This window comes from Psychrobacter sp. FME13, from assembly GCF_014861395.1.
In the GTDB taxonomy this organism is placed as follows: Bacteria; Pseudomonadota; Gammaproteobacteria; order Pseudomonadales; family Moraxellaceae; genus Psychrobacter.
Map to the genome: position 1 here is coordinate 1 of NZ_RRYV01000084.1, position 12,955 is coordinate 12,955.

The window sequence follows — 12,955 nt, forward strand, 5'->3', positions numbered from 1 at the left end:
CGTATCAGCAAGCATTTAATCTAAACGGCAGTTACACAGAATTCGGGATGGTCTCCCCAGAGACGCCAATTAGCATAGCAAGATCCACCAGCAATGACAGCCTAACGTGGTAACTATTTGCTATGTTTTTGTGAGTCATTATCTCTTATGTATTCGGGCATCGTTTTATTTTGCTTATTTCATTTAGCCGTATTTAAACGGTTTTTTAGGATTTTTTATTATGCCCCTAAGTCACACCACTAGAGTCAGCACATGGGATGATATTGAAGACTCAGCGTTGGTTCAATTGGTCTATGTTAGTAGTCTGACGCTTGTTTCTCGCTTAAGCGCTTCTATATTTGATGAAGTGGAAAGCCATGCACGTAAATATAATCAACAGCATGGTATTACAGGTACACTCTGTTATGGCAGTGGTCACTTTTTACAATGTATTGAAGGTGAAAAGGCTCACGTATATGCCCTAAAGCAACGTATTTTTGCAGATAGTCGCCATAAAAATGTTGAAGTATTGCTTTTGCATACCATAGAGCATCGTAGCTTTACCGATTGGCGTATGCGTTTGCTGTTTTTAGAACGTTGGTTATGGTCACCAGCGACCAAAAAACAAGCCACGCAATTGTCTCCTTATTTGCCATTTGCACCGCATGGTTGGTCAACAGATCGTACCGAACAGTTTTTGCATATCATCAAAACCTTTGACAGCCCGCCACATGTGAAAGCCGCAGGGATTACGTATAATGCACTAGGCAATATGTTTCGCCATATCGCCGCGCCGCACCAAGCATTTTTAGTCATTCAAGGTTTTTTGAGCATATTACTGATCGTCGCATTGATACTACTATATCTATAAAAACATCTATAAATTATAGGTTTCAAAAGCCATGAAAAAGCCGCTAGACTTTAAAGTTTAGCGGCTTTTCTGTTAGGGGCTAAGAGTTACAAGTTTACAAAGCGTGTTAGCAATTACATGTCAAAAATCTTACCACGGTTCATAATATTATTTGGATCAAAAACTTTTTTGACTTCTCTTAGATATTCAATCTCAATCTCGCTCCGGCTATAGTTTAGGTATGGCTTTTTAGTCATGCCTACGCCATGCTCAGCAGACACTGAACCACCATATTTTTGTACCGTCTCAAACACGTGTTTGTTAACGACCTGACATTCTGCAAAGAAATCATCCTTGCTCATGTTTTCAGGCTTCAAGATATTAAGATGCAGATTGCCATCACCGATATGACCGAACCAACAGACTTCAAAGTCAGGGTAGTTACTGCTGACAATGTCATCAATCTCAGCGATAAATTCAGGCACGTAGCTGATCAATACAGACACGTCGTTTTTATAAGGGGTAAACACTGAGATGGTCTCTGAGATATACTCACGCAGCTTCCACAGCTCTTCAGCCTGTGCCAAATTTTGACTCATGACGCCATCAACGACCCAGCCTTGTTCCATACAGTGCTCAAATATGGCCATGGCTTTATCCATAATAGGCTCGTATGGCGCTTCAAACTCTAGCAGAGTATAAAACTTAGTACGTGATTCAAATGGTTCTTGCACTTGACCATGTGCCATCAGTTTATCAATCGCTACATCATCGAAAAACTCAAAAGCAGTTAAGTCAATCTTCGCTTGAAAGGCGGAAAGTACATTCATCACATCGTTAAAGCTGTCCATGCCTAGTACCATGACATTCAAGTCTTGTGGCTGACGCTCAAGCTTGATTTGTGCATGAGTAACGAGACCAAGTGTACCTTCGCTACCGATAAATAACTGACGCAAATCATAACCCGTGGCATTTTTTACCATACCTCGGTTCAGGTGCAAGATATCTCCTTTACCGGTGACAACGGTCAGTCCCATGATCCATTGACGGGTCATGCCATAGCGAATGACTTTGATACCACCAGCGTTGGTGCCGATGTTGCCACCGATTTGACTAGAGCCTGCTGAGGCAAAGTCGACAGGATAGTACAGATCTTTAGACTCTGCAAACTCTTGTAATTGCTGAGTGACGACACCTGCTTCGATTTCGACCATGCGATCGGCAGGATAAAACTGTCCGATATGATTCATTTTATCCATGCTAACCACAATCTCGCCATTGGCAGCGACCGCGCCAGCAGATAGACCAGTACGACCACCACTTGGTGTCAATACCACATTGTGCTCATTGGCAAGTAATACAATAGATTGTACTTGCTCAGTGGTTTTTGGAAAGACAATCGCAGCAGCGGCAGGCGCAAAGTGCTTGGTCCAGTCTTTGCCCCAATGCTCTAAACTTTCAGCATCGGTTTTGATTTGGCTGGCATCAAACTGATGGCTATCAGTGAGCGTACTTAAAATAGTTTGGACAGCTGCGGTATGTGTCTCAGATGTGCTTTGGCTAGATAAAGAAGTCATGGTCAAATCTCGGTATAAACGTAAGCGCTATGTATAAATAGTACTATTATATCGCTAAATGGATACCAACGTACCTGTATAGGTATGCTGATGTGATTAGTGTTATATAAATAGAAGTTGGTTACTGTGGTATTGGTAGGGTGATATGATGGCACGGGTGAACATGTGCGTAAATAGTAAACAAACAATTTAATAAACATTATAGGATATGAATTACTATAGCATAAAAAAAATTCAGTCTAGATAATCAATAATTCATCTAATCTGCTAACATCAGCATCGAATTTTGTGTAAGATATCTATACTGTTTTCGTTTCCTCCCTCAGAGGTTATCCTTCAGATAATTTTATAAGACAATTATAGGACAGTTCCCACATGGCGTTATCACTACAAAAAGACAAAATCCGGTTTTTATTGCTTGAAGGCCTACATGCCAATGCGTTAAAAGTATTGGAAGGCGCTGGCTATAACAACATCGAAAATATCAGTCACGCTTTAGATCAAGACGAGCTGATTGAAAAAATCAAAGATGCTCACTTTATCGGTATTCGTTCGCGTACGCAACTGACCCGCGAAGTGCTTGAGCACGCGCATAAGCTGATCGGTATTGGCTGTTTTTGTATCGGTACCAATCAAGTAGATTTAGATGCAGCACGTGATTTGGGTATTCCAGTATTTAACGCGCCATTCTCGAACACGCGTTCGGTGGCGGAGCTGGTATTGGCTGAAGCCATTATGCTATATCGCGGTATTCCTGAAAAGAGCGCTACTGTACATCGCGGCGGCTGGGGTAAGTCTGCAACCAACTCACATGAAGTACGTGGCAAAACCATCGGTATCGTTGGTTATGGCTCTATCGGCTCACAGCTATCTGTATTGGCAGAAAGCTTCGGTATGAAAGTCATTTATCATGATGCTGTGACTAAATTGCCACTAGGTAATGCTGTGCAAGTGGGTAGCCTAGAAGAGCTACTGTCAACAGCGGATATCGTGACGTTACACGTGCCTGATGTACCAAGCACTCGCTATATGATGAAAGCTGAGCAGTTTGCTCAAATGAAGGAAGGCAGCTACTTTATCAATGCTGCACGCGGTACTTGTGTAGATATTGATGATCTTGCTGCTGTGCTAGAGTCAGGCAAGTTATTGGGTGCAGCCATTGATGTGTTCCCAAAAGAGCCAAAATCTGCTGATCAAGAGTTTGAATCACCATTGCGTAAGTTTGATAACGTAATTTTGACACCGCATATCGGTGGCTCAACCCAAGAAGCGCAGGCTAATATTGGTCTTGAAGTGGCTGATAAGTTTGTCAGATACTCTGATCAAGGTGATACAGCGACTGCCGTCAACTTCCCAGAAGTTTCTATTCCATTCAAAGAGCATTCGCATCGTCTGCTACATATCCATAAAAACGTGCCAGGCGTACTTTCACAGATTAACCGCTTGTTTGCTGAAGCGCATATCAACATTTTAGCGCAAAGCTTAATGACTGAAGGTGATGTTGGTTATCTAGTGATGGATGTAGATTATAACGATTCAAGTGCTGCACTAGATCAATTAAAAGACGTAGAAGAAACCATTCGCGTACGTATCTTGTTCTAAACTTAGCATTACTTAGCTTTAAGTAAATACCAAAAAAGAGAGGCTCTATTGATTAGAGCCTCTCTTTTTTTAGTTATGTTCAAAGCTGAATGAGTGTATGTTGAATATTTGGCACACTCTAGGGCGTGTCCTCATTTTAAAAATGGTGATAAAAATGAGATAAATTGCCGTCAAACAAGGAAAATAGCGCAGATAATATCGAGATATTAGTCAGCTATTTGACGCCGTTTGGCAAGATTTAGCTATTTTTAACCCATTTAGATAACTATCGATTGAATTGAGGACATGCCCTAATAACTCGATTTATCCTGCTTTTGCTTTGTTAGCTGCTTCAGCCTTGCGGCGTGCTTCAGCTTTGGCTGCTTTGCGTTTTTCGATGACATCCATGACATCGCTACCAATATGAGCCTCGCCACGTTGTTTGGCCAGTTGCATTTGATGCTCGCGCTCACGGAAGCGTGCTTTTTGTTCGTCAGTCGCTTTATCGATACAGTGCGGGCAAGACTCGCCTTTAATATAGGCAGCGCTTTGCATGTCATCGACGGTAATTGGCATACGGCAAGCAAAGCATTGCTCGTAGTTGCCTTTTTCTAAGTTGTGATTGACTGACACGCGATTGTCAAAGACAAAACAATCACCTTCCCACATAGAGTCGCTGGCTGGCACTTCTTCTAGATATTTTAGGATGCCGCCCTCCAAGTGATAAACCTCTTCAAACCCTTGTTCGCGCATATAAGCAGTAGATTTTTCGCAGCGGATACCACCTGTGCAGAACATAGCAACTTTTTTATGCTTAGCTGGATCCATCTCTTTTGCCACGTATTCTGGAAACTCGCGGAAGGTTTCAGTGTTTGGATTGACAGCATTTTTAAAGGTGCCAATCTGTACTTCATAATCGTTACGGGTATCAATCAAAACCACATCAGGGTCAGAGATTAGCGCATTCCATTCACTTGGTTTGACATAGCGGCCGACCGATTGCAAAGGATCGATGTTTTCGACGCCCATGGTGACGATTTCTTTTTTGAGTTTGACCTTAGTACGATAAAAAGGCTGAGCATCGGTATAAGACTCTTTAAAGGTAAATGTACCAATCGCTTCGATACTGCGTAGGTAATCAAGGACGGTATCGATACCTTGGCGTGTACCAGAAATCGTGCCGTTAATGCCTTCGCTTGCAAGTAACAAGGTACCTTTTACGTCGTTATCGAGCATGGTATTTAAGATAGGCTCACGATACTGCTCAAAGTCAGTAAAGCGTGTGAACTTGTAGAGTGCTGCCACGACGATATTGTTAGTGACACTGTCGTAGGCCGGCGCTGCTTTGTTATCAGTTGCAATGTGGTCTTGGGTGCTACTGTCTTGAGTGGTGCTCATGTTTTTCTCCTGCTGGCTAGGTCGTAAACCTAGTGCGTTGGGTTAACAGTTTAGTTCAAATAAACACGCTATTTTGCCATACTCGTTTGATGTACTCTGGATACAATCTGCGCTCGGCTTCCTTATATCGCATTCATTTGAAATAGACTTTGTCAGTTCAAAATGGGTTATAACACTAGTCTAATTGTGGAATTAGATAATGCGCGCGTAGTGTAGCAAATTTAGCTAGAGTTTTGAATAGTTTGCCATGCTTAGCTTGATATTGTGGAGAGCATTCAACCATTTATGAATAAGATAAGAAATAAAAAAAGCCCAGTAAAATACTGAGCTTTTTTTATATTTACTGCGTAAAGTCGAATATTACTTACTTTGAAACCAGCTATCCGCTTGGCTACGAGCACTAGCAATGTCTGAGCTTGATAAGTTCAAGGCCAACTGACCAATTTTACCACGAGCTTTGTTACGTACTTTTTCATCTAGCATTCCGTCACGGGCAGACAAATCGTACCATTTATAAGCATCGACCAAATTCTTTTGTTTTTCATCTAACAAAGCAAGTGTATAGCTGGCACGGTTATCACCACGCATGGCGGCTTTTTCTAACCAACCACGGGCTTGTTGTAAGTTAGGCTGTACACCTTCGCCGCGCAAGTACATGATAGCCAAATTTAACTGAGCAGGAGCAACGCCTTGCTGAGCTGCTTTGGTATACCACTGAATGGCTTGTTGGGTGTTTTGTGCAACACCTTCACCTTTCTGTAAGCGCTTGGCTAGATAGAATTGGGCATGATCGTTACCTTGGGCAGCACGACTGGATAGCTCGCTGATTGGCATTAGCTCAAAACGTGACGTATCAAGTGGTACGTTTGATATTAACTCAGCGTTGGCAAGACCTGCACAAGAAAACAATGCAGTAAACAACGCAGCTTTTAATAATTTCATAGCAGCTCCAAAATTAGGCAGTTAATAAGCAAAAGAGTTGCACCGCTAAAGAGGTTTAGACGGCGATAACAATTAGGGGGTATCCAGCGAGACTAACTGACCTAATTATTAGCAATATATTTAATGTTTGAGGGTTGGTTAACCTTAATCGACACGATAAACGGTCGAAATTAGGGCGTGGCCAACATTATTTTGCTAGCTTAACACCCAAGTTTACGAAACTCAAATACTAATTACCTAAGTTAACGGTAATTTACCCAATATTGTTTGTAACAAAATCATACAGTTACTCAGATATCAATATTTTGAGGCTAAGAGGCAAGCATCTGCATTGATAATATTAATCTGATGTACGTTTAGTCACTCTGTAAATAGCGACGTCTGCTAACAGATTGGGAGCTTGTCGAATCAATGCTTTCATCAGTGGCGTATGACCTTTTTCAGAGTCACTGACGGCAAAGCGATTGACGATATGAATGTCATGCTTAGCACAGAGCTGCTCAAAATCTTTAAACGTACACAGATGAATGTTTGGAGTGTTGTACCACTCGTAAGGCAGTGCCTCTGATACAGGCATCATTCCTTTCAGCCCTAGATGCAGCCGGTTTTGCCAATGGGCAAAGTTAGGGAAGGTGATGACGGCTTCGCGGGCCACACGTAGCATATCAAGCAATAGCACATCAGGCGATTTCACTGCTTGCAGCGCACGGGCCATGACGACGGTGTCGAAACTGTTGTCAGCGAAGCGCGCTAGACCATCATTCAGATCTTGCTCGATAATCGATAAGCCTTTTGCGATGCCATCATTGATTTTTTCTTCGTCAATCTCAAGTCCGTAGCCAGTTACACCGCGATTTTGTTGTAGGTGAGCGAGTAGTTCGCCATTACCACAGCCCAAATCTAGCACATGCGAATGGGGGGCAATCCAACGCTCAGCCAGTTGATGATCCATTCTCATGAGCGTGCTCCTGTGGCAATGTTTTTGCCAGAAATAAATGGTGCTGTTAAAAACCCTTTGACGGCACCCATGTAGCGTGGAATATCAAATAAGAAAGAATCATGGCCATGCGGTGCATCAACATTGATATAGTTGACAGGTTTGCCTGTAGCCATCAATGCGTCTACTATCTCTTGTGAGCGCTCTGGTGAAAAGCGCCAGTCGGTTGTGAACGATACTACTAAGTATTGACATTGGGTATGCGCCAAAGCGGCTTTTAATGCCATGAGTTCTTGGTGGCGAGCTTGTTTGATATCATTTTCTGAATTTGTACCATTATCTTCAGCGTCTGAGCGCTTTGTACTATCAGAGTCATCGATATCTGCTGCTTTTATAGTAGATGCAGTGCTATGTATTGACTGGGGCAAAGGAGACGGCTCACCTATGTCACTGGCATAATCGCGTGTCGGGTCAAAGTAGTCGAGGGCTTTGGTCATCAGCAAATAGGTGTTGGCATCAAAGTTTTCACTAAAGCGCTCACCCTGATAGCGCAAGTAGCTCTCGACTTGAAACTCGACATCATAGCCGTACATGAATTTACCAGATTTTAAATCACGGCCAAATTTGGCTTTCATCGCATCATCAGTCAAATAGGTAATGTGACCGACCATGCGTGCCAATATCAGTCCACGACGAGGGTAGGTACCTGCTTGTAAGTAGCGACCATCTTTGAAGTCAGGGTCAGACAATATAGACTGACGCGCCACTTCGTTAAAAGCAATGTTTTGCGCTGATAGTTTGGGCGTACTGGCAATGATGACACAGCGTTTGAGCCTATTTGGATAGTCGACTGACCATTGCAGTGCTTGCATACCGCCCATTGATCCGCCAACAATGGCGTGCCAGACTTCAATTCCCAAACGGTCTGACAGCATGGCTTGGGTTTTTACCCAGTCTTTAATCGTCACCAGTGGAAAGTCAGGACCATAAACGGGTGGTTCGACACTATCATCTAAGCTGACACTATCTGGATTGATAGAGGTGGGGCCAGTTGAGCCAAAACAGCTGCCAATGTTGTTGACGCAGACCACATAAAATTGATTGGTATCAATTGCTTTATTGGGACCAATCATGTTGTCCCACCAGCCTGCCTTTTTATCATCGGCACTATGAAAACCTGCAGCATGATGGCTGCCAGACAGCGCATGACAAATCAAAATAGCATTGGATTTGTCATCATTGAGCGTGCCGTAAGTTTCAATAATCAGGTCAAAAGAGGGTAGAGTACGGTTGCACTCCAAGGTCAACGGTTCATCGAAATGAAAAATCTGCGGTGTGACGATACCTACCGAGTCTGCTGAAATGGCAGCATCTGATTTATCTGTGGGGGATTGGTCACTGGTATTATTAGGGCGTGCGTTCAAAGCTACCTCGCAAGACAACTGTCATCGATAAAGTAAAAATAATATGGCAACATGCCTTATGGCCATGCTTGTCTATTGTATGGTGATGCGCGAATGAGTACAACCTCCATACAGTGTCTTTCGAGCTAGGTTTTTTATCATATCTCCTATTCTATATAAATCAAAGATAGAGTCAGGTTTATTTTATCCAATATTTGTTGTGCTTTATCTGCCTTTCTTATATCTAAATTGTCATATCTACTTTGTCTCGAGTCGGCTATAGATAGAGGTGTAACGGGTAATTTATGCAGGCTGAATGGGTATAGAGCAATTGCGTATCAAATTGTATTGACACACTTTTACCCTGCGTCATTAAGGGGTAAAATGCTACACTGACAAAGCGTTTATTTAATGGTGACTTCATAATGGTTTGCTACATAATCGCTTTGTCCATAACTGCTTTATCTAAGCCAATACTTTTTCTCATTCACCCAATATCTTCTCTAATCAACATAATAGAATAATGCTGCTATGAAACCTGAACTGCCACCACGTATTGCCGTCTTATTAGTGAATCTAGGTACGCCAGATGAGCCAACCGCGCCTGCCGTGCGTCGTTACCTAAAACAGTTTCTGTCAGATCCACGCGTGATTGAGATTCCCAAGTTTTTATGGGCGATTATTCTCAATTTATTCGTACTGCCCAGTCGTCCGAAACGTGTGGCAAAAGCGTATGCCAGTATTTGGGAAGGCGATTCGCCGATTCGTAAGATATTAAACAGCCAAGTTGAGATGTTAGCGCCGCGGTTAGTAAATATTGCCGCACCGTTTCAAGTGTCTGTGCATTCTGCAATGAGTTATGGTAATCCTGGGTTGCCTGATGTGATGGATGATTTGCGTGCTGAGGGCGTGGATCACTTCGTTATCTTGCCGTTATTTCCGCAGTACTCAGCATCTTCAGGTGGTGCGGTCTATGATGCGCTAACGAAATGGACACTAAAGCAGCGTAATTTGCCGAACTATACCATCGTCAAAGATTACTTTGCGCATCCACTTTATATTCAAGCATTGGCAGATTCGATTCGTCGTTTTCAGGCAGAGCATGGCAAACCTGAAAAGCTAATGTTTAGCTTTCATGGTATTCCGCAGCCTTATGCTGACAAAGGTGATCCATATCCCAAGCGTTGTAAGTGTACAGCCGCGCAAGTGGCTCAAGCGCTCGGTCTAACAAAAGATGAATGGATTATTAGTTTCCAGTCGCGTTTTGGTAAGCAAGAGTGGGTCAAGCCGTATACGGATGTAGTGTTAGACGATTGGGGCAAATCTGGCGTGCGCTCGGTACAAGTCATCAGTCCGGCATTTTCTGCTGATTGTTTAGAAACATTAGAGGAGCTAGCGATTGAAAACCGTGACAATTTCCTCAATGCGGGCGGGCAAGAATATCATTATATTCCAGCACTCAATCTCGATGACAGGCATATTGACTTGCTTGAAGCACTCAGTGCGCCATTGGTGAAAGGTTGGGCAGGTACGTTAGATGGTTGGGCATAAATAATCAGCTCAAAATAGCTAGATATAAAATATCGGATATAATGTTCGGTATTTTTTTTGCTAATAATTTCATAAACTGTCTTTATTAAAATAAAGTTGAGATTTTATGTTGCTAGTATGTAACAATATGCAAAACAAATTCTGTGTTGCGCGATTTGTTTCACATATCCGTGCGACTTTATTTTTTAAGGACACACATGTCTAGCCTTGACGATTCACTGAATTCCATATCATTGCAAAAACCTAATGGTCAACCACCTAATTTACCGTCAATGGATGAATATGGTAATTTATTACCGCAGTTATTAGCAGAGCCGCGAATGTGCCCAGCAGGGTGTGGTATAAGTTGGCTCACTCAAGCTTTTATGATATTCAAAGATCAATTCTTATTGTGGTTAGCGATTGGTGTTGCTTACCTAATCATCGCTGCTATCGGTAGTAGTATTCCTGTTTTAAATTTCATCTTTCCTTTTATATCTTTTGTGTTTATTGGAGGAATAATAAAAGGATGTGCTGATCAAGCTACAAATAGGGAGCTGAAATTCGATCATTTATTTTCAGCTTTTTATACGCACCTTAAACCATTAATTATACTATTCATATTGTATTTAGTAGCTATCATTGTTGTGATGATCCCTATGGTACTTATATTTGGTGGTATGGTCTTTTCTTTGGCTCAGCAGCCAAGTGATACCGCAATGATGGGTATTTTAGTAGGTGGATTATTCGCTGCTGCACTATTATTCCCCGTATTTATGGCAATATGGTTTGCACCTACTTTGATTGTGCTTCACGACATCGAGCCTGTTGAGGCAATGAAAATGAGCTTTAAAGGGTGTTTGAAAAATATCCTACCATTTTTAGTTTTTTGGATAATTGCTCCCATATTTATAATATTAGCGGTTATCTTTACTCTTGGGCTTGCCATACTGGTGCTGTTCCCAATAGGCATGATTACCTATTATACCAGCTACCGTGATGTGTGGACTGATCAGCCATTATCAGTGGAGTAAATCATGTTTGGTAAAGATGATTTTTAGTGAAATTTAATTTATTTCATCATCAACAAAAAAGCACGCTCCATCACATTGGGCGTGCTTTTTATATTTAGGTTACTGCTTCGTTTTTTCTGATGCTAAGCTATTTTTAATACCTTTAAGTTATTTCTATTTATCATTACGATTACTGTATTCTGCCGCCTCTCTATCGGCAATATCCACGATACTAGGATAGTCACTGTCATCTAGATTGTCGTCGACCAATACTTCGTCCACACGTGATTCATCTATATTCTGGCGGTGTATAGGTGTGAGACCTTGTGTAGCATCGCTACCGACTTGTGAGTTATCAAACCCTGCACTGTTGTCAATTACGTCGTCATTATCAATGGTATGCAACATAGGGTTGTCTAAATCAATTTCTTGACTGTTATCATTAATATTGTTGTCACCTTCGATATGATCCATCTCTTCTGATAGTGGGCTTTTGGTATTTTTCATAATGGCATCCTTATTATTATTGGTGATTATCTTTCTGAAAAATAATTGTATTTAGCATAATTAGTATGGCGCGTTATCATAATTACTGGTAGTAGCAAGGTGTGACAGGATGTTCAAAAAATGTAAGGAAAATCGCAGTAAAAAAAATGGCCACCGAAAATTCAGCAGCCATTTTTTTATGATTTAAGGGATGTGGTGTTGTTAGACTGACGCGCTACTTTGCACCAACTTTGGTATTGACCCAACGTATGACAGAGTCTGGTGTGACTTGTGATACTGCCTGAAAAATTTTCGCTGGTATGCCCACAGAGTAATGTGTACGTTTTAGTTTGCGATTAGGACTGCTGGTTAGTTTACACAATGTTTTGGCCACATCGTTGACGTTTAGATTGATGCCTAAGCGATCAATACTCGTCACTTCGATGTCCGCTGTCATGTCAGATTTGACCCATAGAGGCATCACATCAATAACCTTAATTCCTAAGTTTCCATACTCAATATTAAGACCTTCAGTAAGCCCGCGTACAAAAAACTTACTGGCAGAGTAGTTAGCAACTTCAGGCTGACCATAGATAGCAGACGCAGACGATACATTCACGATCTTGCCGTCTTTACTATCGGCCAGATAAGGCGCCAGTTTATGACAGCCGATGAGTACGCCTTTACAATTAACATCGATTAAAGCCAACTGCTCATCTAAGCTAGTGGTTGCTAATGTACCGCTGACCAGTACGCCTGCATTATTAACTAGAGCATCAATACTGCCAAAATTATCGATCATATGACTGATGGCATCGTCCCATGAATCAGGTTGCGTAACATCTAACTGACCTGTGATGACGCGCTGTTTTTTGAGCGGCTTTTTAAACGCTTTGTCTTTCACCGCTTCTGCAAGAGTCGCTGTATTGGTTGCAAACAAGCCAACATGATGGCCTTTTTCTGCCAGTTTTTTGGCTGTGGCCAAGCCAATACCACGTGATGCGCCTGTAATCAATATGTTCATAATAAGTGACTTAATGGTTGTTAATCATGAGTAAACCGAGGTCAGACATTAGATAGGTGATTCCTCGAGATTATATTTATAGTTAGCGAACGACTAAACCGCTACAGTGTTAGCCTACTTAGATGTACTACTTGTACGATCTGCAGTCGGCTGCCTTGTAGCCATTTTAGAGTTCTTTGACTAGGGCGTGTCCTCATTTTAAAAATGGTGATAAAAATGAGATAAATTGCCGTCA

General features: G+C 41.9%; 11 protein-coding genes. 4 read left to right on the forward strand and 7 right to left on the reverse strand.

What is annotated here, in order from left to right; genetic code table 11:
* Nucleotides 1-220 precede the first annotated feature (220 nt).
* Nucleotides 221-850, forward strand: a complete 630-nt coding sequence (locus EI164_RS10360) for a BLUF domain-containing protein (protein ID WP_192519887.1) — start codon at nucleotides 221-223, stop codon at nucleotides 848-850.
* A 113-nt stretch (nucleotides 851-963) separates the two neighbouring features.
* On the opposite strand, the gene EI164_RS10365 is transcribed toward EI164_RS10360, so the two are convergent.
* Complete coding sequence (locus tag EI164_RS10365; protein WP_192519888.1) at nucleotides 964-2,406, reverse strand: FAD-binding oxidoreductase; 1,443 nt, start codon at nucleotides 2,404-2,406, stop codon at nucleotides 964-966.
* Between the two features lie 375 nt (nucleotides 2,407-2,781).
* On the opposite strand from EI164_RS10365, the gene serA reads away from it, so the two are divergent.
* Nucleotides 2,782-4,008 (forward strand): phosphoglycerate dehydrogenase, encoded by a 1,227-nt coding sequence (gene serA, locus EI164_RS10370; RefSeq protein WP_192519889.1) that lies wholly within the window; start codon nucleotides 2,782-2,784, stop codon nucleotides 4,006-4,008.
* Nucleotides 4,009-4,311: 303 nt separating this feature from the next.
* Here serA and EI164_RS10375 read toward each other — a convergent pair whose 3' ends face one another.
* The 4 genes from EI164_RS10375 to metX all read right to left on the reverse strand — a co-directional run bounded on the left by EI164_RS10375 (nucleotide 4,312) and on the right by metX (nucleotide 8,628).
* Entirely contained in the window at nucleotides 4,312-5,385 is a 1,074-nt protein-coding gene (locus tag EI164_RS10375; protein WP_225739228.1) for a rhodanese-related sulfurtransferase, read from the reverse strand.
* Between the two features lie 360 nt (nucleotides 5,386-5,745).
* On the reverse strand, nucleotides 5,746-6,327 hold the full coding sequence (locus tag EI164_RS10380) for a tetratricopeptide repeat protein (protein WP_192519890.1): 582 nt from the start codon (nucleotides 6,325-6,327) through the stop codon (nucleotides 5,746-5,748).
* A 340-nt stretch (nucleotides 6,328-6,667) separates the two neighbouring features.
* On the reverse strand, nucleotides 6,668-7,285 hold the full coding sequence (gene metW, locus EI164_RS10385; protein ID WP_110921706.1) for a methionine biosynthesis protein MetW: 618 nt from the start codon (nucleotides 7,283-7,285) through the stop codon (nucleotides 6,668-6,670).
* Nucleotides 7,282-8,628, reverse strand: coding sequence for a homoserine O-acetyltransferase MetX (metX, locus tag EI164_RS10390; RefSeq protein ID WP_318779539.1), 1,347 nt, complete (start codon nucleotides 8,626-8,628; stop codon nucleotides 7,282-7,284). The genes metW and metX overlap by 4 nt, the downstream gene beginning before the upstream one ends.
* Nucleotides 8,629-9,198: 570 nt before the next feature.
* Here metX and hemH point away from each other — a divergent pair.
* A complete protein-coding gene (hemH, locus tag EI164_RS10395) occupies nucleotides 9,199-10,218 on the forward strand; it encodes a ferrochelatase (protein WP_192519892.1) in 1,020 nt (339 codons plus the stop codon).
* A 233-nt stretch (nucleotides 10,219-10,451) separates the two neighbouring features.
* Entirely contained in the window at nucleotides 10,452-11,231 is a 780-nt protein-coding gene (locus EI164_RS10400) for a BPSS1780 family membrane protein (protein ID WP_192519893.1), read from the forward strand.
* A gap of 153 nt (nucleotides 11,232-11,384) precedes the next feature.
* On the opposite strand, the gene EI164_RS10405 is transcribed toward EI164_RS10400, so the two are convergent.
* Both EI164_RS10405 and EI164_RS10410 read right to left on the reverse strand, forming a co-directional pair.
* The gene (locus EI164_RS10405) at nucleotides 11,385-11,717 is read right to left on the reverse strand and encodes a hypothetical protein (protein WP_192519894.1); all 333 of its coding nucleotides are present in this window, start codon (nucleotides 11,715-11,717) and stop codon (nucleotides 11,385-11,387) included.
* A 214-nt stretch (nucleotides 11,718-11,931) separates the two neighbouring features.
* On the reverse strand, nucleotides 11,932-12,720 hold the full coding sequence (locus EI164_RS10410; protein ID WP_192519895.1) for an SDR family NAD(P)-dependent oxidoreductase: 789 nt from the start codon (nucleotides 12,718-12,720) through the stop codon (nucleotides 11,932-11,934).
* Nucleotides 12,721-12,955 lie beyond the last annotated feature (235 nt).

What these genes read in the sequence shown, in the direction of transcription:
- EI164_RS10360 (WP_192519887.1), top strand. Translation starts at nt 221, where the DNA reads ATGCCCCTAAGTCACACCACTAGAGTCAGCACATGGGATGATATTGAA.
- EI164_RS10365 (WP_192519888.1), bottom strand. Translation starts at nt 2,406, where the DNA reads ATGACTTCTTTATCTAGCCAAAGCACATCTGAGACACATACCGCAGCT.
- serA (WP_192519889.1), top strand. Translation starts at nt 2,782, where the DNA reads ATGGCGTTATCACTACAAAAAGACAAAATCCGGTTTTTATTGCTTGAA.
- EI164_RS10375 (WP_225739228.1), bottom strand. Translation starts at nt 5,385, where the DNA reads ATGAGCACCACTCAAGACAGTAGCACCCAAGACCACATTGCAACTGAT.
- EI164_RS10380 (WP_192519890.1), bottom strand. Translation starts at nt 6,327, where the DNA reads ATGAAATTATTAAAAGCTGCGTTGTTTACTGCATTGTTTTCTTGTGCA.
- metW (WP_110921706.1), bottom strand. Translation starts at nt 7,285, where the DNA reads ATGAGAATGGATCATCAACTGGCTGAGCGTTGGATTGCCCCCCATTCG.
- hemH (WP_192519892.1), top strand. Translation starts at nt 9,199, where the DNA reads ATGAAACCTGAACTGCCACCACGTATTGCCGTCTTATTAGTGAATCTA.
- EI164_RS10405 (WP_192519894.1), bottom strand. Translation starts at nt 11,717, where the DNA reads ATGAAAAATACCAAAAGCCCACTATCAGAAGAGATGGATCATATCGAA.
- EI164_RS10410 (WP_192519895.1), bottom strand. Translation starts at nt 12,720, where the DNA reads ATGAACATATTGATTACAGGCGCATCACGTGGTATTGGCTTGGCCACA.